At 72.4% G+C, this 22,679-nt stretch carries 18 protein-coding genes; 11 read left to right on the plus strand and 7 right to left on the minus strand.

Translation table 11 applies throughout. The features are described 5' to 3' along the window. The first annotated feature begins 33 nt into the window (after window positions 1-33). Both L3i22_RS53270 and L3i22_RS01290 read left to right on the plus strand, forming a co-directional pair. The gene (locus L3i22_RS53270) at window positions 34-4,032 is read left to right on the plus strand and encodes an SseB family protein (RefSeq protein WP_255657865.1); all 3,999 of its coding nucleotides are present in this window, start codon (window positions 34-36) and stop codon (window positions 4,030-4,032) included. Further along, the gene (locus L3i22_RS01290; protein ID WP_221325175.1) at window positions 4,029-4,394 is read left to right on the plus strand and encodes a hypothetical protein; all 366 of its coding nucleotides are present in this window, start codon (window positions 4,029-4,031) and stop codon (window positions 4,392-4,394) included. Before L3i22_RS53270 ends, L3i22_RS01290 begins: the two co-directional genes overlap by 4 nt. Before the next feature lie 20 nt (window positions 4,395-4,414). Here L3i22_RS01290 and L3i22_RS01295 read toward each other — a convergent pair whose 3' ends face one another. The 4 genes from L3i22_RS01295 to acs form a co-directional block, all read right to left on the minus strand. Next, complete coding sequence (locus L3i22_RS01295) at window positions 4,415-5,329, minus strand: alpha/beta fold hydrolase (protein WP_221325176.1); 915 nt, start codon at window positions 5,327-5,329, stop codon at window positions 4,415-4,417. Between the two features lie 60 nt (window positions 5,330-5,389). Beyond that, complete coding sequence (locus L3i22_RS01300) at window positions 5,390-5,869, minus strand: hypothetical protein (protein ID WP_255657866.1); 480 nt, start codon at window positions 5,867-5,869, stop codon at window positions 5,390-5,392. Between the two features lie 126 nt (window positions 5,870-5,995). Beyond that, window positions 5,996-8,389, minus strand: a complete 2,394-nt coding sequence (locus L3i22_RS01305; RefSeq protein ID WP_221329738.1) for an immune inhibitor A domain-containing protein — start codon at window positions 8,387-8,389, stop codon at window positions 5,996-5,998. Window positions 8,390-8,633: 244 nt separating this feature from the next. After that, the gene (gene acs, locus L3i22_RS01310; RefSeq protein WP_221325177.1) at window positions 8,634-10,619 is read right to left on the minus strand and encodes an acetate--CoA ligase; all 1,986 of its coding nucleotides are present in this window, start codon (window positions 10,617-10,619) and stop codon (window positions 8,634-8,636) included. Window positions 10,620-10,800: 181 nt separating this feature from the next. Between acs and L3i22_RS01315 the strand changes: the two genes are divergently transcribed. Next, window positions 10,801-11,532 (plus strand): oxidoreductase, encoded by a 732-nt coding sequence (locus L3i22_RS01315; protein ID WP_255657867.1) that lies wholly within the window; start codon window positions 10,801-10,803, stop codon window positions 11,530-11,532. A gap of 33 nt (window positions 11,533-11,565) precedes the next feature. Further along, window positions 11,566-12,045, plus strand: a complete 480-nt coding sequence (locus tag L3i22_RS01320; protein ID WP_221325179.1) for a PH domain-containing protein — start codon at window positions 11,566-11,568, stop codon at window positions 12,043-12,045. Between the two features lie 796 nt (window positions 12,046-12,841). Here the strand turns inward: L3i22_RS01320 and L3i22_RS01325 are convergent. Together L3i22_RS01325 and L3i22_RS01330 are read right to left on the minus strand one after the other, a co-directional pair. Then, the gene (locus tag L3i22_RS01325) at window positions 12,842-13,645 is read right to left on the minus strand and encodes an HAD family phosphatase (protein WP_221325180.1); all 804 of its coding nucleotides are present in this window, start codon (window positions 13,643-13,645) and stop codon (window positions 12,842-12,844) included. A 304-nt stretch (window positions 13,646-13,949) separates the two neighbouring features. Then, on the minus strand, window positions 13,950-14,327 hold the full coding sequence (locus tag L3i22_RS01330) for an STAS domain-containing protein (protein ID WP_221325181.1): 378 nt from the start codon (window positions 14,325-14,327) through the stop codon (window positions 13,950-13,952). Window positions 14,328-14,539: 212 nt separating this feature from the next. On the opposite strand from L3i22_RS01330, the gene ssd reads away from it, so the two are divergent. The 7 genes from ssd (at window position 14,540) to L3i22_RS01365 (ending at window position 19,783) form a co-directional block, all read left to right on the plus strand. Continuing rightward, complete coding sequence (gene ssd, locus L3i22_RS01335) at window positions 14,540-15,610, plus strand: septum site-determining protein Ssd (protein WP_221325182.1); 1,071 nt, start codon at window positions 14,540-14,542, stop codon at window positions 15,608-15,610. Further along, complete coding sequence (locus tag L3i22_RS01340; RefSeq protein ID WP_221325183.1) at window positions 15,607-16,761, plus strand: TadA family conjugal transfer-associated ATPase; 1,155 nt, start codon at window positions 15,607-15,609, stop codon at window positions 16,759-16,761. Before ssd ends, L3i22_RS01340 begins: the two co-directional genes overlap by 4 nt. Next, window positions 16,758-17,492, plus strand: coding sequence for a hypothetical protein (locus L3i22_RS01345; protein ID WP_221325184.1), 735 nt, complete (start codon window positions 16,758-16,760; stop codon window positions 17,490-17,492). Before L3i22_RS01340 ends, L3i22_RS01345 begins: the two co-directional genes overlap by 4 nt. Window positions 17,493-17,697: 205 nt before the next feature. Then, on the plus strand, window positions 17,698-18,432 hold the full coding sequence (locus tag L3i22_RS01350; RefSeq protein ID WP_221325185.1) for a type II secretion system F family protein: 735 nt from the start codon (window positions 17,698-17,700) through the stop codon (window positions 18,430-18,432). 382 nt (window positions 18,433-18,814) lie between these two features. Then, window positions 18,815-18,964 (plus strand): DUF4244 domain-containing protein, encoded by a 150-nt coding sequence (locus tag L3i22_RS01355; RefSeq protein ID WP_255658634.1) that lies wholly within the window; start codon window positions 18,815-18,817, stop codon window positions 18,962-18,964. A gap of 64 nt (window positions 18,965-19,028) precedes the next feature. Further along, on the plus strand, window positions 19,029-19,379 hold the full coding sequence (locus L3i22_RS01360; protein ID WP_221325187.1) for a TadE family type IV pilus minor pilin: 351 nt from the start codon (window positions 19,029-19,031) through the stop codon (window positions 19,377-19,379). 50 nt (window positions 19,380-19,429) lie between these two features. Continuing rightward, complete coding sequence (locus tag L3i22_RS01365) at window positions 19,430-19,783, plus strand: Rv3654c family TadE-like protein (protein ID WP_221325188.1); 354 nt, start codon at window positions 19,430-19,432, stop codon at window positions 19,781-19,783. A gap of 309 nt (window positions 19,784-20,092) precedes the next feature. Here L3i22_RS01365 and L3i22_RS01370 read toward each other — a convergent pair whose 3' ends face one another. Further along, window positions 20,093-22,489, minus strand: a complete 2,397-nt coding sequence (locus L3i22_RS01370; RefSeq protein ID WP_370644342.1) for a DEAD/DEAH box helicase — start codon at window positions 22,487-22,489, stop codon at window positions 20,093-20,095. Between the last annotated feature and the right edge of the window lie 190 nt (window positions 22,490-22,679).

Here is a 22,679-nt window from a genome sequence, read left to right on the forward strand (position 1 = left end):
TGCGGTCTGGCCTTGTAGGTTATACGCGTCGAGATGGCTCAGTCGTACGCGTGGGGAGAGGTGGACGTGTCCGAGTGGGAGCCGGTTACGGACCCTGAGGTCGCGATGCGCGACGCGTTGCGCACCGACGACCAGGAGTCCTATTTCCGCATCCTCGCCGGTGTCGACCTCCTGCTGCCGGTTTCGGCCGATGCGCTGGCCGGTCTGGCACCGCTGGGCTGGGGCACCTGGAGCACCGGTGGGCGCACGCATGTGCTCGCGTTCACCTCCCAGGAGGCATTGCGCTCCTGTCTTTCCGACTACACCGGCTCGTCGCGCCGGGTTCCGTATGCGGAGCTCGCCAACACCTGGCCGAACCTGGAGTGGTGGCTGGCGGTCAACCCCGGCCTGCCGATCGAGGGGTACCTGCCGGCCTGGTTCGTCGCCCAGTTGGCGCGCGGCGACCTGCGACTTCCGACCCGTGGTCCGGGTCGTGAGGTGCACGGCACCTCCAAGATCCAGGAGATCGGTGCGGCGGCGCTCGCCGCCAAGCGGGCCGGTGACGGCCCCGGCGGCCCGACCTATGACGCTTCGGCCCCGGCGGCCGCGGCTGCCTACCCCGCGGGTGCGCCCGGTGGCCCGGGTGCGCTCGGGTCCGGTCCGGGTGGTCCCGGTGGCGGGCCGCGCGTGCCGCAGCCGGGCGTCCCTCAACCGGGTGGTGTTCAGCCCGGCTCGAGCCCGGCCGGTCTCCCGCGGCGTGGCATGCAGCAGCCCGGTCCGGCCCAGCCGGTTCCGGCCGCCGCGCAGTTCGGCGCGGGGGGCGCTTCCGGCGCCTCTCAGTTCGGTCCGGCCGCCGCATCCGGTTCATCCCAGTTCGGTCCGGGCGGATCGCCGTTCGGTCCGGGCAGTTCCCCCTCCTCGCCGAGCGGCGGCCCGTCCTCGCCCGGTGGTGGCCTGTCCTCGCCCGGTGGTGGCCTGTCCTCGCCGGGTGCTCAGCCGGGCGGCCTCGCCGGGAGCAATCCTGGTGGCCTTCCGGTCCGACCGGCCGGCCTGCCGACCCGCCAGACCACGCCGTCCGGGCTGCCGGTGCGGACCCCGGCCGCGGCCGACCCGGCCGGTCAACCGGGCGCGAACGCGCCGGGTGCCGCCGGTATGCCGGCTCCGGGCGCTCCCGCACCCGGTCGTCCGGGGGCGGAGCAGGTTCCGGCGGCCTATCAGGCGCCGACCATCCCGCGCGACTTCCCGGGCACGCCCGGCGCCCCGGCCGCTTCGCCGTCGTCCTCGGGGCTGCCCACGCGCAGCGCGGGGTCCAGCGGCATGGCGACCCCCGGCTGGAACTCGGACGCGGTGCCCTTCGGGCCGGAGAACGACCCTCGCGGGCCGCTCCAGGACCTGAGCGCGCCGCTCCCGGTGCGTACCCCGATGGCGAACACGCCGCCGATCCCCGAGCACGTCAAGCCGTATGACCCGGCCGAGGCCCAGGTCGACCCGAGCTGGGCGGCGATCGGCAGCGGCCGTGGTCCGAACATCGGCGCACCGGGCGGTGGTCCCGCGGCACTCAGCGCTCCGACGAATTCTCCGGCGAACCCGGGGGCTCCTGCCGGTTTCGGGGCTCCCAGCGGCCCGGGGTCTCAAGCGAGCGCCGGCCTGGGGTCTCCGGGGAACGCCGGCCTGGGGTCTCCGGCGAGTGCCGGCCTGGGCGCCCCGGCGAGTGCCAACCCGGCGATCAACCCGCCGCCCGTTCGTGGCGGCACCGACCTGCCGCGACGTCAGCCCGGCCAGGCCGCCGGCCCGAGCCAGACGACGTCGTTCTCCGGGTTCACCAACTCCCGGACCATGCCGGGTTCCACCCCGGCGCCGAGCTTCCCGCAGGGCCCCGCGTCGCCGCAGGCCGCGGCCGCGCAGAGCACTCCGGCCTCGGGCATTCCGGCCTCGGGCGCTCCGGCCTCGGGCGCTCCGGCTCCGGGTGCAGCGGCTCCGGCCGCGCCGGCTTCGTCCGGTGGCCCGGCCAACGGGCTGCCCCGCCGTCAGGTGACCCCGCCCTCGGAGCGGCCGTCCTCGATGGCGGCCGCGGCGCAGGCGCTCACCGGTGGGCACACCCCGGCTCCGGATCCGAGCCTTGCCCAGCGCGACCCGTCGGCCGACCGGTTCGGCCCGTCCGGGCCGCCTCCGGCGCTGCCGCGCTCCGACTTCGGCCCGGCCGGGGCTGACCGGTCGGCTCCGCCCGCATCGGGTGGCCGTCCCGGCCTGCTCCCGCCGGTCATTCCGGGCGCTCCCGGCGCTGATCGGGGCCCGGGATACGGCGCGCTCGGCGGCCCGACACCCGGCGCTCCGGCGTCCGGCGCGCCCGCCTCGCCGGGCTATGGCCAGGGCTCCGTCGCGCCCGGCTCGCCGGGTTACGGCCCGGGCTCCGGCGCGCCCGCTTACGGCGGCCCGGCCTCGGCATCCGGTTTCGGCCCCGGTTCGGGTCCCGCCGCGTCCGGTTTCGGCCCGGCGGGCAACCCCGGGACGGGCGCCTCGTCCGGCTATCCCGGTTCGCCGAGCAGTTTCGGCCACTCGCCGGAGGGCCGTCCGGTCTCGGCACCGACCGGCCTGGGTCGCCCGGTCTCCGGAGCCGCTGCTCCCGGCAGCCCGATCTCGGGCGCGGGCGCTCCGGGCATCCCCACTTCCGGGGCAGCCGCCCCGGGCAGCGGCGCTCCCGGCAGCCCGGCTTCGCCCTATGCCGCTTCTGGCAGCCCCGCCTCGGCCTACGCGGCTCCGGGCAGCCCGGCCTCGGGGTATGCCGCTCCCGGCAGCCCGGCGTCCGGCTACGGCTCGCCCGCGGGTACGACCGACGCCTACGGTCCGGGCGGCGCGCCGTCCGCGTACGCTCCGGCCTCCTCCTACAGCGCCCCCGCCGTGCCCGCGCCCGGTCCCGCCTTCGGCATGCCGCCGCAGGGCAGCCCGGCCTCGGCGTATGCGAACCAGGCGCATGTGACGCAGATCATCCAGCTGCCGTCGGCCGGCTCGACCACGCCGACGTCCGGTTCGTCCGGGCTGGGGGTCGCCGGCTCCTCGACCGGCGGTGGCCAGGATCAGGGCGGTCACGAGAACTTCCTGCCGGCCAACGAGGCCGAGCGCGAGTTGCAGGACGCCGCCGACGCCGGGAACACCGACGTCTTCCTCTCCACGCTGCTCCTGGCGAACGTGCTGGTCCCCGTGGCCCACCACTCGCGGCCGGGCAGCGCGCCGGGCGAGTCCGGCTTCGCCTTCCAGCCGGAAGAGGTCGAGGGTGAGAAGTTCCTGATCGTCTTCACCAGCAAGGACCGGCTCTCCGAGCACTACGGCGAGCCGACCCGCACGGTGGGCGTCCGGTTCTACGAGCTGATCCGCAACTGGCCCGACCCGCACTGGTCGTTCGCGGTCAACCCGGGCACCCCGGTCGGCGCGAAGTACCCGGGGACCCAGATCATCGCCCTGGCGAACTGGGCCACCGAGGCCGGTCTCGGCGCGGACCCGATCGAGGGCCCGACCGCCGAGGAAGCGGCCGCGGTCGTCCCGGCTCCGGAGCCGGTCAACGACGAGGCGCAGCACGCCACGGTGATGCAGAAGACGATCGCCGCCGACCAGGTCGACTACTACCTGGACCGGGGCTACGACCGGGTGGCCGGGTTCGTGCACCGGGCGTCCGAGGTCGAGCACCTGCGGACGCCGTCGGAGCTGTTCGGCGCGCTCGGGCTCAGCTACGACAGCGCGCCGTTCCAGCAGGACGCCAAGGAGGCGTTCGTGCTGCGCTGGCCGGCGTTCCGGCCCAGTCTCTATCGGATCCCGTACGGCGGGCAGAACGAGCAGGCGCTGCGCGCGATGGACGGCTGGGTGATCGAGCGTCCGCCGTTCCGCGGCAACGGCTTCGCCCCGGGCGAGGGTCGCGACGTCATCGCCGAGTTCAAGGTGGACAGTGTGCGGCTGCCGCACGGTGCGCAGCTGTGGCGCGTCGACGCGGACGCCAACGAGCGCATGGTGGCGATCTTCGACGCGGACGGGCCGCTCTGGCGCCGGGTGGGTGAGCAGTGATGCGCGACGGTTACGTGGTGACCTGGCAGGGCCAGGAGTACGACGCGGTGCCGGACGGCGACAAGGTGCGGATCTACGGGTCCGCGCCGGCCGAGGGCTTCACCGAGGTGAAGGCCGGCCGCTACGTGCGGGTCCTGGAGCCGGACGAGTTCGACGAGGTCGCGTACGTCCGGACGATGTGCACCTGGCGGGGCGAGCCGTTCATCGTGCTCGCCGAGGCGGACACCTGGCTGCGGCTGGAGTACACCGGTGGCCGTGCCCCGGTGGCCCGCCAGCTCGGCTTGGAGGAGTTCGACTACGGCGTGTACCAGGGCTGGGCCCCGGCAAGCGAGATCCGCGACCTGTACGAGCACCGCGTCTGACCCAAAGCACGACAGCGGGGTCAGGCGGGCGTCTTCAACCAGCGGATGATCTCGCCGGTGACGAAGTCCGGCGCCTCCTGGTGGATGAAGTGCCCGGCGCCGGGCAACAGCCGCCACTCGTACGGCGCGGTCACATACCGCCCCGACCCCTGCGCCGTGCGAGGCAGGATCGCGGTGTCCAGCGACCCGTGCAGTTGCAGTGTCGGCATGCCGAGCGGCTGCTGCATCAGCTTCACGAACCGGTACCCCTGGAGCCGCAGCGCGCTGCGCGCCACCCACCGGTACGCCTCCAGGGCGCAGAACGACGCCTGCGGGATCTGCATCGCCTGCCGGCACCGGTACGAGTAGTCGGCGAACTCCGGGGTGGCCGCCCACGCCGGGCTGCTCCAATGCGCCATGAGCTCGCCGACGAGCGCCGCGTCGTCCCGGGTCAGCACATGTTCGTACCGTGGGGCCTGGAATTTGAGAATGGTCGCGGAAGCCGCGAATTGCCCGCGAGGGTCGGCGAAGAGCGCGGCCCGCAACCGCAGCGGGTGGGCCGCGCCGAGCACCACCAGGCGATTGACCATTTTGGGATGGAACGCTGCGGCGGCCCAGCCGATCATGCCGCCGGCCCCGGCACCGACGATCGTCGCGGAACGCTCACCGAGGGCACGGATCAGGCCGGTCACGTCGGCGGCCATGGTGTACCCGTCGTACCCTCGCGGGGGTTTGTCGCTCAGGCCGTAACCGCGCAGGTCGATGGCGGCGGCGCGGAAGCCCGCGTCGGCGACCTGGGTCATCACGTCGTGCCAGGCCCACCAGAATTCCGGGAAGCCGTGCAGGAACAGAACGAGTGGCCCGGTGCCCATCTCCACGACGTGGAACCGGCTGCCGTTGGCGCCGACGAAGCGGTGCGACCACGGCCCTTCCTCCATCAGCACCGACTCGTCCATGTGGAAAGCCTATGCTCCGCTGTCACGGCCGAGACGCGGCACTCGGGAACCGGCGCAGGATCATCCGATCGGAGCGGCTTCGGTCATTGCCATCAGGCTGCCCGGCCCGCAGTAGATCTTCAGCAGCGTGGTCTCCAGCTTGACCTTGACCCGGTCGCGTTCCTTCAGCGTGATGCCGTCGGGGTTGTAGAGCGCGTAGCGGGTGCCCTCGTCGGAGATGAGGCCGTAGCAGGGGCCGGTGCCGCCGCGGGTGACCATGCCGACCACCCAGCCGGTCTCCGGGAGGTTGTCGGTCGGCTCCTTGGGCGGTTTGTCGGTCAGCGTGATCGTCGGCAGGGGAGCCAAAGATGGAGCCAAAGAGGGAGTCGACGAGGGCGCCGACGAGGGCGCCGACGAGGGTGCCGACGACGGCGGCAACGAGGCGACCGGCGAACTGGACGGCGCCGAGGCCGACGACGTGTCCGGGGAGGCTCCACAACCGGCGGCCAGAGCCCCGGCCGCCACGGCCAGGCCGATCCGGAACGTGTGCTGACTGCGCATCAGATCATCCTTCCTGCACAAAGCATCACCGGTAGGACGAATCGCGGGGCGTTCCGGTTCCCCGCGCACCCCCCGAAAAGGGCAGCGCCCGGGGAGTAGGGTCCCCGGGCGCTGCTGGTGGGTGGATCAGTAGGTCGCCACCGTCATCGAGGTGCCGAGCTGGCCCAGCACCGCGATCTTGACGCCGACGGCCGGGAGCTTGACGCCCTGGTTCGGCAGCTCGTCGTAGTAGTACTTGTCCTTGTCGTTGAAGACCGGGTTGCCCCAGAGCGGCTTGACCACGGAGGTCGCGCCGTTCAGGTGCAGGGTCATGCCGTCCGTCGGGAGCAGCCCGAACGGAGCGTCGTAGACCTGGACCCGGGACCGCCACGGAACGCCGGTCGGGTTGTTGAACGGCTTCGGGTGCGCGTCGATGACCAGGTTGAGGCCCGACCCCGGGTGCACGTTCGTGTTGTTGTCCGCCTGCGAGGTGTCCCAGTACGAGATCAGCAGACCGGTCTGGTAGTTGTAGTGCTCCACCCAGTCCGGCTTGTCGGCCGCCCACCCGAAGTTGTACGGGCCGGTCTCCAGGTACTTGTCGTACGAGGTGTAGCTCCGGTAGCCCGCGATGTAGTAGTTCGGGAAGTCGCTCGTGCTGGTCGAGCCGACCACGGTGAAACCGGCCGCGGTCCAGGTCGGGGTCGCCTCGGCACCGTCCGTGGAGACGGTCGCGCCGTCCGCGGTGACCGTCAGGTCGTCGCCGAAGAAGCCGCCCTCGGAGACGCCACCGTCGGTCACGTAGTGCAGGCGGAACTGGATGCTCTTGCCCGCGTACGCGTCCAGCGGCACCTCGATCGGCTTCCAGGCGTTGGCCGAGGAGCCGGTGATCGCCGGTGCGCCGCTGCCGTCCTTCTGGAAGGGGTCGCCGCCGACCGTACCGTCGAGCTTGGTCCAGTTGGCGCCGCCGTCGGTGGAGGCCTCGGCGTACAGGTAGTCGTAGTCCTCCTCGATCGCGTACCGGCCGGCGAGCGAGACGCTCGCGGTGGTCTTCCCGGTCAGGTCGATCGGCTTGGACAGCGACACGTTCAGGTCGTCCGCGTTGCCGGAGAAGTACTGCTTGGTCCCGGCGTACGGCGCACCCAGATCGGTGGTGACCTTCTTGTCCGGAAGGTTGACGACCAGGGCCTGCTTCTTGTCGGTGTTGTACTCCTGCGGGCCGAGCTTGACGATCTTCTTCTGGCCCGCCTTCACCGGCTCGTAGTTGAGCCAGCCGAGCTGCAGCTTGTTCCACGCGCCCAGGTCACCCGGGTGCGTGCCGATCGCCTGGTCGTTCTTGGCGCCGAGCCGGCTCTGCGCCATCAGCGTCCAGTACTCGTTGCTGTTGTCGCCGCCGCCACTGGTGTCGTAGTCGTCCGGGAGGCCCAGGTCGTGGGTGTACTCGTGGACGAAGACGCTCAGGCCGCCGTTCTCCGGCTGGATCGTGTAGTCGCCGACCCAGAGGCCGGTGTCACCGACCTGGGCGCCGCCGAGCAGGTTGCCGGCCGGGCCGGTGACTCCCTGGTCGGAGGAGTACGCGTACCAGCGGTGGCTCCAGACGGCGTCCTCACCCTGCTGCGGGTCACCGTCGGCCTGGTCGCCGCCGGCGTGGACGATCTGGAAGTGGTCCAGGTACCCGTCGGGCTCGTTGAAGTTGCCGTCGCCGTCGAAGTCGTAGCGGTCGTACTGGTCGTACGTCGCCAGGTCCGCCTTGACCTCGGCCGGCGTCTTGCCCGCCGCGATCTGGTCGGCGTACCACTGGGTCACCGCGTCCTTGACCAGCGCCCACACGTTCGTGCAGTTGCTGGCGGCGCACACGGCCGGGTCGTCGCCGTTGGCGTCGGTCGGGTTGTCGTTGGACCGGCCGTACCGGGCCTCGTTGTACTTGACCTTGACCCAGTCACTGACCTCGCCGTCGACGCTGTACCGGCCGGACGACTGGGTCTCGAAGTAGGTCTTGACCGACTCGGTGTTCTTACCGGTGCCGAAGTACAGGTTCCGGTAGTAGTCGGCGGAGTAGTTCTGCTGCCAGACCGTCGAGTTGTCGGTCTTGCGGTCGGGCTGGGGGATGGCGTTGTGCAGCGGGCCCTCGAACGTCGAGGGGCCGGCGTACGCCGTCGTCGTGTCCTTGTCCGGATACGACGGGTGACGCTCGTTGCCGAACTCCGTGAGGATCACGAAGATCTTGTCGGTCTTCTGCCGGGCCAGCTCGACGTACTGGTTCTTGCCGGGATGACCGAAGCCGCCGTTGCCATAGGTCTTGCCCAGATTGACGACCTGGCTACCGTTCCGGGTCTCCACCTTGGACTTGCCGCTGACGATCTGGGAGACGGCTTCTTCGCGCAGCGCGCGACGCTTCTCCTCAAGCGGATTTGGCAGATCATCGACCGGGACGCTGTCCCCGGTCTGTGCCACCGGAGCCGGATCCGCCGGCGGAGCCGCGAAGGCCATCGTCGGAGCCATCGCTCCGACGGTGGTCACCATCGCGGCGCCGAGCAGTCCCACGACCACCTTGCGCACTACGTTTACCTCCGCTTTTGCGGCCGGGCGCGGTGTGCCGCACCCGGCGTCAAACGGCCCCGGGGTTCGGGGACTAGAGGTGAACGTATGCAAACAGACTGATGTTCGGGGATCGCACAGGAGATTGATGACCAACGGTTATCTGATATGACCTTGGCATACTATGACAGTAGGCATAAAGGACAAAAAGGCTGGTGGCAAAAATGCCACCAGCCTTTATAGATGCTTGTCAGTCTTCGGACTTCGCCGACTGCAGACCGGAACTGATCAGGTCCATGACGGCCGAGTCCTGCAGCGTCGTGACGTCGCCCAGCGACCGGTTCTCCGCCACGTCACGCAGCAGCCGCCGCATGATCTTGCCGGACCGGGTCTTCGGCAGCTCGGCGACGAGCATGATCTGCCGCGGCTTGGCGATCGGGCCGAGCGTCTTGGCCACGTGGTTGCGCAGCTCCTGGATCAGCGCCTGGCCGGCCTCGCCGTCGGTCACCACGTTCCCGCGCGGGATGGTGAACGCGACGATCGCCTGCCCGGTCGTCGGGTCGGTCGCGCCGACCACCGCGGCCTCGGCCACCGCCGGGTGCGACACCAGCGCCGACTCCACCTCGGTGGTGGAGATGTTGTGCCCGGAGATCAGCATGACGTCGTCGACCCGGCCGAGCAGCCAGAGCGCGCCGTCCTCGTCCTTCTTCGCGCCGTCCCCGGCGAAGTAGATCCACTTGTCGCCGTTGCCGGCGCCCGCGCCGAAGCGGGACCAGTACGTGTCGAGGAAGCGCTGGTCGTCGCCCCAGATGGTGCGCAGCATCGACGGCCACGGCTCGGTCAGCACCAGGAAGCCACCGCCGCCGTTCGGCACCGACTCGGCCTGGTCGTCGACCACGTCCGCGCTGATGCCGGGCAGGGCGGTCATCGCCGAGCCGGGCTTGGCCGCGGTCACACCGGGCAGCGGCGAGATCATCACGGCGCCGGTCTCGGTCTGCCACCAGGTGTCGACGATCGGGGTGCGCTCGCGGCCGACGTGCTCCCGGTACCACATCCAGGCCTCGGGGTTGATCGGCTCACCGACGCTGCCCAGCACCCGCAGCGAGGACAGGTCGTACTTCGCGGGGATGTCGTCGCCCCACTTCATCATGGTGCGGATCAGCGTCGGCGCGGTGTAGAGGATCGACACCTTGTACTTGTCGACGATCTGCCAGAACCGGCCACGGTCCGGAGTGTCCGGAGTGCCCTCGTACATCACCTGGGTCGCGCCGTTGGAGAGCGGGCCGTAGACGATGTAGGAGTGCCCGGTCACCCAGCCGATGTCGGCCGTGCACCAGTAGACGTCGGTCTCCGGCTTCAGGTCGAAGACCGCGTTGTGCGTGTACGACGCCTGGGTCAGGTACCCGCCGGTGGTGTGCAGGATGCCCTTCGGGTTACCGGTCGTGCCCGAGGTGTAGAGGATGAACAGCGGGTGCTCCGCGTCGAACGGCTGCGCCTTGTGCTCCGGGCTGGCCTGCTCGACGGTCTCGTGCCACCACTTGTCCTTCGCGGTCCAGGCGACGTCCTGCCCGGTGCGGCGGACCACCAGCACGTGCTCGATGCTCGCGCAGCGGGCCACCGCCTCGTCCACGGTCGGCTTCAGCGCGGACGGCTTGCCCCGCCGGTAACCGCCGTCGGCGGTGATCACGACCTTCGCGTCGGCGTCGTTGATCCGGGTGGACAGCGCCTCCACCGAGAAGCCGCCGAACACCACGCTGTGCGTGGCGCCGATCCGGGCGCAGGCCAGCATCGCGACCGCGGCCTCCGGGATCATCGGCAGGTAGATCGCGACCCGGTCGCCGGCGACGACGCCGAGCTCGGTCAGCGTGTTCGCCGCCTGGGAGACCAGGGTGAGCAGCTCGGCGTAGGTCACCGTGCGGGTGTCGCCGGGCTCGCCCTCCCAGTGGATGGCGACCTTCTCCCCGTTGCCGGCCTCGACGTGCCGGTCGACGCAGTTGTAGGCCACGTTCAGCTCGCCGCCGACGAACCACTTCGCGAACGGCGGGTGGGACCAGTCCAGCACCTGGTCCCACGGCTTGGCCCAGGTGAGCCGCTCGGCCTGGCGGGCCCAGTAGCCCAGCCGGTCGCCGGCGGCCTCGTCATACGCTTCGGCCTTGACGTTCGCGGCGGCCGCAAGCTCGGCGGGCGGCGGGAATCGCCGCGTCTCCGAGGACAGGTTCTCCAGTGTCTCGCTCATGAGGGCGGCTCCTCTGCCGTGACCGGGATCTCTTTGTTGCACACTAGTTCCGTCGGCGCCGCCCAGCGAAAGGGGTGCGCGCCGAATGACGCATAGGTGCTCGGTACTGCGCGAATCTTGCCAGTTCCACTCGTGTTTGTGCACCCCGTGTTTCCGCCGCTTTACCGGTTACCTTGTTCGGGTGGATCCACTAGCTCCCCTGCTCGACCTCGCTGACGTCGCTCCGGCCCTGGCCGCGGCCCGGGACAGCGTCGACACCGCCATGCGGCACCGCGCCCTGCGCCGGCACGGCGGCCAGGTCGCCGCCGAGGCCAGCCTGCGCGCCGCCGTCGCCAGCGCCGCCCTCGAGGGCAACGTTCACGAGCTCGACGACGTTCGCGCGGGCACGATCACCGACCCGGTCCTGCAGGGTGCCCTGCGGGTCGCCGAGGGGCTCGGCGGCCTGGTCGACCTCTGGCCTCGCGCCCCCCGCCAGGTCCTGGCCAAGCTGCACGTGCTGGCCGCCCGTGGCGTCGTGCACACCGATCACCTCGGCCGGCTCACCGGCGGCGCCGAGCGGATCGACGCGCTCGCCGCCCTGGTCGCCGGCAACGAGGAGACCCCGCCGCTGCTGCTCGCCGCGATCGTGCACGCCGAGCTGATCACGCTGCGGCCGTTCGAGGGGCCGGCCGGCGTGGTCGCCCGGGCCGCCGCCCGCCTCACCCTGATCGGCCGCGGGTTCGACCCGCGCGGGCTGGTCATGGTCGAGGTCGGCCACCTGTCCCGGGAGCCGGAATACGTCGGCTCGGCCGGCGCCTACGCCACCGGCACCCCCGACGGCCTGCGGTCCTGGCTGCGGCACTACGCGGCGGCGGTCACCGCCGGCGCCGAGGAGATCGCCACAATTGGTGACGCGGTGTTGGCAACCGTCTGACCCGAGATCATCCGGCCGTCGCATAATTTTTGGGTGGCTGACAACTGGGTGCGCCTGTATGAGCCCGGATCCGGACGCTGGCTGGTCATCGCCTGGGAAGCGTGCGCGCTCGCCCTGCTGAGTTGGGCGACGGTCCGGCAGTTCGACCTGATGGGGCACGGTGTGCGCGTCGTCGCGTGCCTGCTCGCCGCGGTCTGGGTGGTCGGCGCGTGGCGGATCCTGCAGCTCGGCGTCTACGTCAGCCCGGACGGCGTGCTCATCCGCGGCCTGCTGCGCTCCCGGGCGATGCGCTGGCGGGAGATCACCGGTGTGCGGTTGCACCGCGCCACACACCGGCTCGGCCCGTTCGAGATCCCGGCCGGCAACACCGTGCTGCTGGACCGGCAGAACGGCGAGACGGTCAACACCGAGTTGTGGGAGCAGGGCGTCGACTTCCACTCCCGACCCAAGGTCTTCCGCGCGGTCTACCAGGAGATTCGCAACCGCCACCGCCGGGCCGCCACGGGAAATTGAGAGCGCGGGAAAATTAAGAGCCGGCGTCCCTCGCGGGGGCGCCGGCTTCGCGCGTCCGGACCGGGTTATCAAGCGTGCACCTGGGTCGCTGTCGACAGTCCTGGAGCCTGGTGGCGATGATCCCCGTGAAGGCGGAAGCACCACCTGCGGCTGAGGTCCCGTCGCAACGTGCCTGCCGTGGCTGATCGCGCGTGGGTTCCCGGTGGCCGTGCACGGGGCTCGAACTTCCGGTCAACCCGGATCCTCGTTGCCTCCGCGTCTCCTTTTCTACGCCGCTCCCGGCATGATCGCCAGCTTTCAGCGGGGCAAACCTGGCGTACCGCAATTACTCAGACCAATGCCATCTGCCCTGGTCATTGCGTTCCGGCCGTTGCATCGCGCCGTAGCACCAGGGCAAATGCAAGATCTTTATTGCCTCGGCTGCGGCCAATAACTGATCGTCGCTCCCGCGGGGACCCTTCCGGGCTTCGCAGGGCGCTGGCGCGCCCAGAACGCAAAGCCCTCCAGGGCGACGTCCGAGGGTGGTTGCGGTTTCAAAGGACCCGAAACCCCGGTGACCGGCCCACCCCCACTCCGGTGATCAACTCGCCGTGATGGTCGTCGAGGCTTACCCCAAGATCCGACCCCGCGGGAGTTGTCCACACCGATGGTCTGTCCACAGGCCACCCGCACGATCTTGGCGAATCGAGCCACAATTACGGCAGAGGCGGTGGCCCCCCTTGGGAAGGGCGGGTCCTGCTCTTGGGGCGTTTTATGGCGTACCCGAGCAGGGGTTGATCTTCGGTGGGGTTGATCTTCAGGCGATGGCGGCGCGGGCTCGGCGGTGGCGGCCGTAGAGGGCGAAGCCGATGGCGACGCCGACGCCGACGCCCAGGGCGGCGGCGGTGATCGGGACGGCCGGGCGGTCGCGGAGGCGTTTGCCGAGGGCGATCGGGTGGCGGAACTCCAGGACGGGCCAGCGGCGGTCGACGGCGACGCGGCGCAGGGCGCGGTCCGGGTTGACGACGCTGGGGTGGCCGACCGCCTCGAGCATGGGCAGGTCGCTGCTGGAGTCCGAGTAGGCGAAGCACTGGCTCAGGTCGTAGCCGCGGGTGGCGGCCAGCTCGCGGATGCCGACGACCTTGGCCGGGCCGGCCGCGTAGAACTCGACCTGGCCGCTGTACCGCCCGTCGACGATCGCCATCCGGGTGGCGATCACGTCGCGGATGCCCAGCAGCGCGCCGATCGGCCGGACCATCTCGTCGCCGGAGGCGGAGACCAGCACCACATCGCGGCCGGCCGCCTGGTGCTCGGCGATCAGCGCGGCGGCCTCGGCGTAGACATAGGGATTGATCAGCTCGTTGAGCGTCTCGGCGACGATCTGCTGCACCTGCTCGACCCGCCAGCCCTTGCAGAGGGCGGCCAGGTAGTCGCGGGTGCGGGCCATGGCCTGCTCGTCGGTGCCGCCGCCGAGCCGGAACATCAGCTGGGCATAGGCGGATTTCACCACGTCACGCCGACTGATCAGGCCATCGCGATAGAACGGCCGCCCGAAGGCCAGTGCGCTGGACTTCGCGATGACGGTCTTGTCTAGGTCGAAAAACGCGGCGCTGGGGCCCACGGGCCGAAAGTGTAGCCGCAAGGGGCACGGGCGCGAGTACCCGATTGCCGTGACGCGCTGTGAAAACGGTCAGACGGGCAGAGACCTTGCACCGAGTTACATTCGGTACTCGACTGCTGCCTCAGTCTGAGGCAGACTTGTGTTTGCGAGCGGGAAGAGTGTTGTTACCGTCGCGTCCCGTAGACCTTGATGATATGGCGCTCGGTGGCCGCGCCCCCCGCGGCTTCCCGAGTTGATTCGGCTCGACCCCCCCGGAGCCGAATCCCAGGACGACCCCCGTCTCCCCCGGCGGGGGTCGTTCCCTTCAGGTCCCGGTTGCCGCTCCGTTGGCGTCCTTCAGGAGCGCCTCGTCGCCGCTCTCCAGCATCTCGGTGAGCCCGAAGAACTCGCTCAGCCCGGTCACCGTGAGGACACGGCGGAACGTCGGGCTGGGGTTGATCACCAGATAGCGAACGTTGCTCTCCGTGGCCGCGCGATAACCCTCGATGAGTGCGCCGAGCCCGGTCGAGTCGATGAAGGTCGCGTCGCGGAGATCCACGTGGACGGTCGGCGGCGACCAGTCGGCGATGGCATCGCGAATGGCCTCGGCCACCTCGTCGGAGTTGGAGAAGTCGATCTCCCCGACCACCGTGACCGTGACCGCGCCGTCATCCGCCAGCGTGGTCCGGATCGAGTTATCCATGCCAGCCCCATCGGTCCGTGTCGGCACAACATACCCAACTAGGGCCGCTCCATACGTCGGTGGCCGGTTCCGGCATAACAGATCCGGCGGCCCCTCGGCGGTTGTCCACAGCGTCGAAGTTATCCACAGCTCGCGAGCCCGCCGATTGCCGGGGCATGCGCCGGGCCGGGAGGTTGGGCGGGCCCAATCGTGCGCATCCATGGGAGACCGCGATGCCCCTGCCGTCCCGCCCCCTTCTGGTCACCTCCGACGCCGACCTGCTCGACGACCTGCTGCGGCTGGCCGCGGTGGCCGGCAGCGAGGTCGACGTGGCGCCCGATCCGGCCGCCGCCCGGCCCCGGTTCCCGACCGCCTCGGTCGCGCTGATCGGCGCGGACCAGGCCGCCGCCTGCGTCCGGGCCCGCCTGCCGCGCCGGCCCCGGGTGATCGTCGTGGCCCGCGGCGCGCCACCCGACGAGGTCTGGTCCACCGCCGAGCCGCTCGGCGCCGACAACATCGCGGTGCTTCCGCAGGCCGAGGCCTGGCTGATCGAGCAGTTCGCCACCCGGCCCCGCCCGCCGGTCATCTCCCGCACCCTCGCGGTGATCGGCGGTCGCGGCGGGGCCGGGGCGAGCATCCTGGCCGCCGGTCTCGCCGCGATGTCCGTCGACGCGGGCCACCGGACCCTGCTGATCGACGCCGACCCGCTCGGCGGCGGCCTCGACCTGGTCCTCGGGCTGGAGCAGGCGGGCGGCCTGCGCTGGCCCGGGCTGGCCGGCGCCGGTGGGCGGGTCGACCCGCCCACCCTGCTCAGCGCCCTGCCCAGCCGCGGCGACCTGGTGCTGCTCTCCTTCGACCGCAAGGAGCTCGGCGGCGTGCCGGTCGAGGCGATGGCGGCCACCCTGGACGCCGCCCAGCGCGGCCGTGACGTGATCGTCGCCGACCTGCCCCGCCAGGTCGACGACGCCGCGGTGCTCGCCCTGCAGGCCGCCACCCGGACGCTGCTGGTGGTCCCGGCCGAGCTGCGGGCCACCGCGGCCGCGGCGCGCACACTCGCCCAGATCCGGCCGCACTGCGACGAGATCGGGGTGGTCGTCCGCGGCCCGGCGCCCGGAAAGCTGCAGCCACGGCAGATCGCTCAGGCGCTCGGGCTGCCGCTGGCCGGCGCGTTGCGTCCGGAGCCGGCGATGTGTCAGGCCCTCGAGCGCGGCACGCCGCCGACCGAGGGCGGCCGAGGGCACCTCGCCGACCTGTGTAAACGGCTGATCGACGAGCTGATGAGCGCCCCGGCGGTGCCGGCATGAGCGTGGCGGATCGGGTGCGACGGCAGTTCGCGTACGACGGGGTCGAGGCGACCCCGGCCGCCGTGGTGAGCGCGGTGCGCAGTGAGGTGCTCGGCGACCGGGCCGTGCTGCGCCTCGCCGACCGGGTGCGCGACGAGCTGATCGGGGCGGGGCCGCTGGCGCCGCTGCTCGCCGACCAGTCGGTGACCGACGTGCTGGTCAACGGGGTCCAGGTGTGGGTGGATCGCGGGGCCGGGCTACAACGGGCGGCGGTCCGGCTCGGCGAGGCGGAGGACGTCCGCCGGCTGGCGCAGCGGCTCGTCGCGGCGTGCGGACGGCGGCTCGACGACGGGCAGCCGTATGCGGACGCCCGCCTGCCGGACGGGACCCGGCTGCACGCGGTGCTGCCGCCGGTGGCGACCCAGGGGCCGTACCTGTCGCTCCGGACCTTCCGGCAGCGGCCGTTCAGCCTCGGGGACCTGGTCACGCACGGGACGGTGCCGGGGCCGGTGGCGCCGGTGCTGGAGGCGATCGTGGCGGCGCGGTTGGCGTACCTGGTCACCGGCGGCACCGGCAGTGGCAAGACCACGCTGCTGGCGACCCTGCTCGGACTGGTGCCACCGACCGAGCGGATCGTGCTGGTCGAGGACGCCGCCGAGCTGCGCCCGGTGCATCCGCACGTGGTCGCGCTGCAGGCACGGACCGCGAACGTGGAGGGCGCCGGCGTGGTCGGACTGACCGATCTGGTCCGGCAGGCGCTCCGGATGCGGCCCGACCGGCTCGTCGTCGGCGAGTGCCGGGGCGCGGAGATCGTCGACCTGCTCGGCGCGCTCAACACCGGGCACGACGGCGGCGCCGGGACCCTGCACGCCAACGCGCCCGGCGACGTGCCGGCCCGGCTGGAGGCGCTCGGGATGCTCGGCGGGCTGCCCCGGGCGGCGCTGCACGCGCAGGTGCTGGCGGCGCTGCAGGTGGTGCTCCAGGTCCGGCGGACCGCGAGCGGGCGGGTGCTGGAGTCGATCAGCCTGCTCGTGCCGTCGGGGGAGTCCCGGCTGACGAGCGTGCTGCCGGCCTGGGACCGGCTCACCGGCGCCGGGCCAGGAGCCCGGGTGTTGGGCCGGATGCTGCGCGAGCGCGGCGTCGGCGTGCCGCCGGCACTGGGGCCGGCGTGATCGGGGTGCTGGCCGCGGGCCTGCTGCTGGGCTGTGTGGCGGTGCTCGCGTGGCCGCGCCCCGGAGTGATGACGCGCCTCGCCGGCGAGCGCCCGGCGTTCCGGCTCGGCGGGCTGCCGCGGCTGCGGATGCCGGTGACGGCGCTCGGGCGCCGGGGCGTGTTCGGGGTTGCCGGGCTGGCCGCCCTGGTGGGACTGCTGCTGGGCGGGCCGGTGGCGGCGCTCGTCGGGGCCGTCTACGGCGGGCTCGGGATGGCCGAGGTGGTCCGGCGGGCCGGTCGCAAGCAGGTCGCGGCCCGGCGCTCGGCCGCGCTCGACGGGCTGTCCGCGCTGGTCGGGGACCTGCGGGCGGGCCTGCCGCCGCTGCTGGTCGCCTCGGGCGGGGCGTTGGACGGGGACCGGCGGCTCGCTCAGCTGTCCGGTGCGGTGTGGCGGCTCGCCGAGCACACCGGGGCGCCGGCGGCGGATCTGCTCGAACGGATCGAGGCGGACGCCCGCGCCGCGGATCGGTCGGCGGCCACGGCGGCCGCCCAGGCAGCCGGGGCTCAGGCGACGGCGTTGCTGCTGGCGGCGTTGCCGCTGGGCGGGATCGGCCTGGGTTACTCGATCGGGGCGGATCCACTTCAGGTGCTCTTTCGTACGCGGGTGGGGGCGGCCTGTGCGGTCGGGGCACTGCTGTTGCAGTTCGGTGGGCTGCAGTGGGCGCGGCATCTCGTGGACGGGGCGCGCTGATGGGGTCGTCGTGTGGAGCGGCCGCCGTGCTGCGGCCCGGTGGGCCGGTGCGGGTGCCGTTGCGGGAGTGCTGTGTGGCGGCGCTGGTCGGGGCGCGATCAGCGTCGAGCTCCTGTCCAGTGGCTGATCTGGAGGTGCCGGACGTGGTTCCGCCGACTCCCGTCGGTGCCGCCGCCTCCGGGGCGCGGGATGCGGAGGTCGAGTCATGGCCGTGACCGTGGTTCTCCTGCTGGCGGCCGGGCTGGCGCTGGTGGCGCCCGTGTTGCGCCGGCGGTTGCCCGGGCGACGACTGAAACGGATCGGTGTGCCGTCCGAGAACACCGGCACCACCGCGGATCGGCGTCGTGACCGGCGGAAACAGATCCTGATCGCGGTGGTGGCCGGCATCGGGGTGGCCGGGTTGATCGGAGGCTGGTGGGGTCTGCCGGTCGGGGTGGCGGCCGGGATCGGGGTGGAGCGGTTCCTGCGTACCCGGGAACCGGCCGAGGTCCGGGAGGAGCGCAAGGCGACGCTGGCCGACCTGCCGCTCGGCGCGGACCTGCTGGCCGCGGCACTGCGGGCCGGGGCACCGGTGGACCGGGCGGCGGCCGCGGTGGCCGACGCGCTCGGTGGTCCGCTCGGGGCGCGCATGCAGCGGACCGCGCGGTCACTGCGGCTCGGGGCCGGGCCGGCCGAGGCCTGGGCGCACCTGGCCGACGTGGCCGGCGCCGAACGGCTGGCCGCGGCGGCGGTTCGATCCAGTGCCAGCGGGGGCGCGCTCGCGGGGGCGCTCGAACGGCTCGCCGGTGACCTGCGGGCGGACCGTGCGGTGGCGGTCGAGGCGGCTGCGCAGCGGGCCGGGGTGCTGATCGTGTTGCCGCTCGGGCTCTGCTTCCTGCCCGCCTTTCTACTTGCCGGCCTGATGCCGGTGCTGGTCGCCGTTCTCGGCGACGTCCTGTGAGACCCCAGCGCGGCGTTCGCGTCGTGTTGTGAGACCCCAGCGCGGCGTCCGCGTCGTGTTGTGAGGCCCGAGCGCGGCGTTCGCGTCGTGTTGTGAGGCCTGAGCGCGGCGTTCGCGTCGCGCTGTGGGGCCGGGAGCGCGGCGTCGATGTCGTGCTCCTGAGCCTCGGGATGCGGCTCAAACGCTGTGTTCCGAAGCCCCGGGATGCGGCTCAGTGCCGTGTTCCAGGGACCGGATTGCGAGTTTTTCGCGGCCGGGAACCGGGCTGGGGCATCGGGGTCGATGTCGCGGGCCGGGAGTTGGGTGGGCGCGACGCCGGGTCGCGCCCTGGAACGAGGAGGGTCACGTGGAACCAGTCGTCGTAGCGTTTCGGCGCCTACGCATCGCAGCGGCCGACGCCGGGATGAGCACCGCGGAGTACGCGGTGGGCACTTTCGCCGCCGTCGCGTTCGCGGGCCTCCTGCTCAAGGTAGTGACCAGCCCGGGCGTGCAGACCGCGCTGTCCGCGCTGATCACCAAAGCGCTGAAGTGACGAGTGTTGAAGAAATGGATGCTGAAGTGACGAGTCGAGAGCCCGCCGTGACCGGGACTCCGCGGTGAGACGGCGCCGGCGGCCCGGCCGGGACCGGGGTGCGTTCACCGCCGAACTCGCGGCCGGGCTGCCGGCGCTCATGGTGCTGCTCTTCGCCGGGATCGCGGCGGTCTCGGCGGTGGTGGCCAAGGCACAGTGCCTGGACGCTGCCCGGGAAGCGGCGCTGGCCGAGGCCCGCGGCGAGACCACGGCGGTGGCGTCCCGGGTGGCGCCGGAGGGCGCCGACATCCGGATCAGCGGCGACCGGGAGAGCGTCACGGCGGTCGTGTCCGTGCGGGTCAGCGTGCTCGGCGGACACCTGCCGGGCATCTCGGTCTCGGCGTCCGCAGTGGCGGCCCGCGAGCCCACCAACTGAGCGGTCGCCGCCGGCGGTCGCGTGAACACTTCGGAGGAGAGGAGGCTGCGATGAGGGCGGGGCACGACCGGGGAGCGGCATCGATTTTCGTGCTGGCGGTCGGGTTGTTTCTGGTCGCGGGCGGGGTTGCCGGTGCCATGGTGGCGTCCGCCCGGGTGGCTCGGCACGCCGCCCGGAACGCTGCCGACCTGGCCGCGCTGGCGGCGGCGGGCCGCGCGATCGAGGGAGCCGGGCCGGCGTGTGCGGCGGCTCGGAGGTACGCCGAGGCCAACGGTGCACAACTGACGTCCTGCGAGGTCAGCGGCCTGGAGGTGATCGTCCGGACGAGGGTGCCGGTCCGCTCGTCGGCGCTGGCCGCCACAGCCGCCGCCCGCGCCGGCCCGGTCACCCCCATCGGCCCCTGACACCTTCGCGCCGGGCGCGGGCGCGGGCTCGGGCTCGGGTGATGGGAGTGCGGGGCAGGAAGGGGCTCGGGGCGACCGCGGAAACATTCTGGCCCGGCTCACGCAGCGAGCCATCGACCCGGGCGAGGTCTGGAGGTGCGGGCACGGGGCCGTGGGGCCGCGGGCCGCAGGGCACGGGGCTGCGGTGCGTGGGTCGCAGGGCGCGGGGCTGCGGTGCGTGGGTCGCAGGGCGCGGGGCTGTGGGGCTGCGGACCGCAGGGCGTGGCGCCGCGGGCTGCGAGGGCGTGCGGCGGCGGGGTGTGGCGGGCTCTACTCGGGGATGGCGGCGAGGACTGTGTCCAGGACCTTGACGGCGCCGGGCTTGTCGAGGGGGTTGTTGCCGTTTCCGCACTTGGGGGACTGGACGCAGGACGGGCAGCCGGTCTCGCAAGCGCACGACGCGATCGCCTCGCGAGTGGCGCGGAGCCATGCCGCGGCGGTGCCGTAGGCGCGTTCGGCGAAGCCGGCGCCGCCCGGGTGACCGTCGTAGACGAAGACCGTGGGGGTCTCGGTGTCCGGGTGGTTCGCGGTGGACAGACCGCCGATGTCCCACCGGTCGCACGTCGCGATCAACGGCAGCAGGCCGATGCCGGCGTGCTCGGCGGCGTGCAGCGCACCCGGTACGTCGGCCGCCTCGACGCCGGCCGTGGACAGGGCCTGCGGCGAGACGGTGAACCAGACCGCGACCGTGCGCAGCTCGCGGACCGGGAGGTCCAGCGGCCGGGTGTCGATCACCTCGCCGCTGCCGAGCCGGCGCCGCTGGTACGACACGACCTGGCTGGTCACGTCCACGTCGCCGAGGAACAGCCCGACCGGACCGGCGTCGACGTAGGACCGCACCCGCACCACCGACACGTCCGTCACGTCCCGGGCGTGGGTGGTCCAGTCCGGCTCCTCCTGGTGCACCAGGGCGATCGCGTCGTCCAGGTCCAGCCCGTCGACCAGGTACGTCACGCCCTGGTGCAGGTAGACCGCGCCCTCGTGCAGCATGACGTGCGACGAACCCTGGTCGACCGTGCCCAGCAGCCGGCCGGTGGCCGCCTCCACCACCTGGACCGGTGCGCCGCCGGTGCCGCGCAGGTCCACGTCCGGGCGGCCCCGCTCGGTCCAGTACCAGCCGGACGGACGTTTCCGCAGCGCACCCTGCTCGACCAGGGCCTGGACCGTGGCGCGGGCCTGGTCGCCGCCGAACAGCTCGAGATCAGTTTCGGTCAGCGGGGCTTCGGAGGCGGCGCAGCAGAGTTGCGGGCCGAGGACGTACGGGTTCGCCGGGTCCAGCACGGTCGCCTCCACCGGCCGCCCGAACAGCGCCTCCGGGTGGTGCACCAGGTAGGTGTCCAGCGGATCGTCCCGCGCGACCAGCACCGCGAGCGCCTCCCCGCCGGCCCGTCCGGCGCGACCGGCCTGCTGCCACAGCGACGCCCGGGTGCCCGGCCAGCCGCAGATCAGCACCGCGTCCAGCCCGGCCAGGTCGACGCCGAGCTCCAGCGCGTTCGTCGAGGCCAGCCCGAGCAGCTCACCGGAGAGCAGCGCACGTTCGATCGCGCGACGGTCCTCGCGCAGGTAGCCGCCCCGGTACGCGGCGACCCGCGAGCCGAGTCCGGGCACCGCCTCGTCCAGGGAGCGGCGGGCGATGCTGGCCACCACCTCGGCGCCGCGCCGGGAGCGGATGAAGGCGAGCGTGCGGGTACCGGCGACGACGGCGTCGGTGAGCAGGTCAGCGGTCTCCCGCAGCGCGGACCGCCGAATCGGCGGCATGTTCTCGACATCGAGGCCGGCGGAGGAAGGAGAAGCGGAAAAGGCAGAAGAATTGGGCGTACGGGCGGATGGAACGAACGTCGGCGGCTCAGTCACCTCGGGTGGGAGCAACGGCGGCTCCCACAGCGCGAACGTCATCGCACCCCGCGGCGAAGCATCCTCGGTCACCGCCGTGACCGGCGCCCCGATCAGCCGCGACGCACTCCCGGCCGGATCCCCGGAGGTCGCCGACGCCAGCACGAACGTCGGCGTGCTGCCGTATCGGGCGGCCACCCGCCGCAACCGCCGCAGCACATGCGACACGTGCGAGCCGAACACCCCGCGATACGCGTGGCACTCGTCGACCACCACGTAGGACAGCCGCCGGAAGAAGATCGACCAGCGGCTGTGCGCCGGCAGCAGGGCGTGATGCAGCATGTCCGGGTTGGTCAGCACGAACCGCGAGTACTGCCGGATCCACTCGCGCTCCTCGCGCTGGGTGTCGCCGTCGAGCGTGGCCGGGCGCACCCCGTCCAGGCCGAGCCGGGTCAGGCTGCGCAACTGGTCGGCGGCGAGCGCCTTGGTCGGCGCGAGGTAGAGCACGGTCGCCTTCGGATCGGCGGCCAGCCGGGTGAGCGCGGGCAACTGGTACGCCAGCGACTTGCCGGAGGCCGTCCCGGTGGCCAGCACCACGTGGGTGCCCTGCCAGGCGAGGGTCGCGGCGGTCGCCTGGTGCTCCCACGGCGCGGTGATGCCCTGCTCGACGAGGGCGTCGCGGGCGGCCGGGTCCGCCCACCCGGGCCAGTCCGCGACCCGGCCCTTCCGGGCGGTGACCTGCTCGATGTGCGTGATCGGGGACTGCGCGGCGGCGCTGCTCCGGGCTCGCAGGCGGTGCAGCAGCTCAGCGGGCCCGAAAGCGGTGGCAGTCACGCCAAGCACTCTGACACCACGAGCCCACCCAGCCCAAACGAGGAACGCCACGAGCCCACCCGGCCCAAACGAGGAACGCCGCGAGCCCACCGAGCCCAAACGAGGAACGCCGCGAGCCACCGAGCCCGAACGAGCAACATGACGAGCCTGAACGAGCAACCCGACGAGCGCACCGAGCCAAACGACGGCA

The organism is Actinoplanes sp. L3-i22 (genome assembly GCF_019704555.1).
Lineage (GTDB): Bacteria > Actinomycetota > Actinomycetes > Mycobacteriales > Micromonosporaceae > Actinoplanes.

Coding starts and splice junctions, on each gene's coding strand:
- L3i22_RS53270 (WP_255657865.1), top strand. CDS start 34: ATGGCTCAGTCGTACGCGTGGGGAGAGGTGGACGTGTCCGAGTGGGAG.
- L3i22_RS01295 (WP_221325176.1), bottom strand. CDS start 5,329: ATGGACGAGTCGGTGCTGATGGAGGAAGGGCCGTGGTCGCACCGCTTC.
- L3i22_RS01300 (WP_255657866.1), bottom strand. CDS start 5,869: ATGCGCAGTCAGCACACGTTCCGGATCGGCCTGGCCGTGGCGGCCGGG.
- acs (WP_221325177.1), bottom strand. CDS start 10,619: ATGAGCGAGACACTGGAGAACCTGTCCTCGGAGACGCGGCGATTCCCG.
- L3i22_RS01330 (WP_221325181.1), bottom strand. CDS start 14,327: ATGGATAACTCGATCCGGACCACGCTGGCGGATGACGGCGCGGTCACG.
- ssd (WP_221325182.1), top strand. CDS start 14,540: ATGCCCCTGCCGTCCCGCCCCCTTCTGGTCACCTCCGACGCCGACCTG.
- L3i22_RS01340 (WP_221325183.1), top strand. CDS start 15,607: ATGAGCGTGGCGGATCGGGTGCGACGGCAGTTCGCGTACGACGGGGTC.
- L3i22_RS01350 (WP_221325185.1), top strand. CDS start 17,698: ATGGCCGTGACCGTGGTTCTCCTGCTGGCGGCCGGGCTGGCGCTGGTG.
- L3i22_RS01365 (WP_221325188.1), top strand. CDS start 19,430: ATGAGGGCGGGGCACGACCGGGGAGCGGCATCGATTTTCGTGCTGGCG.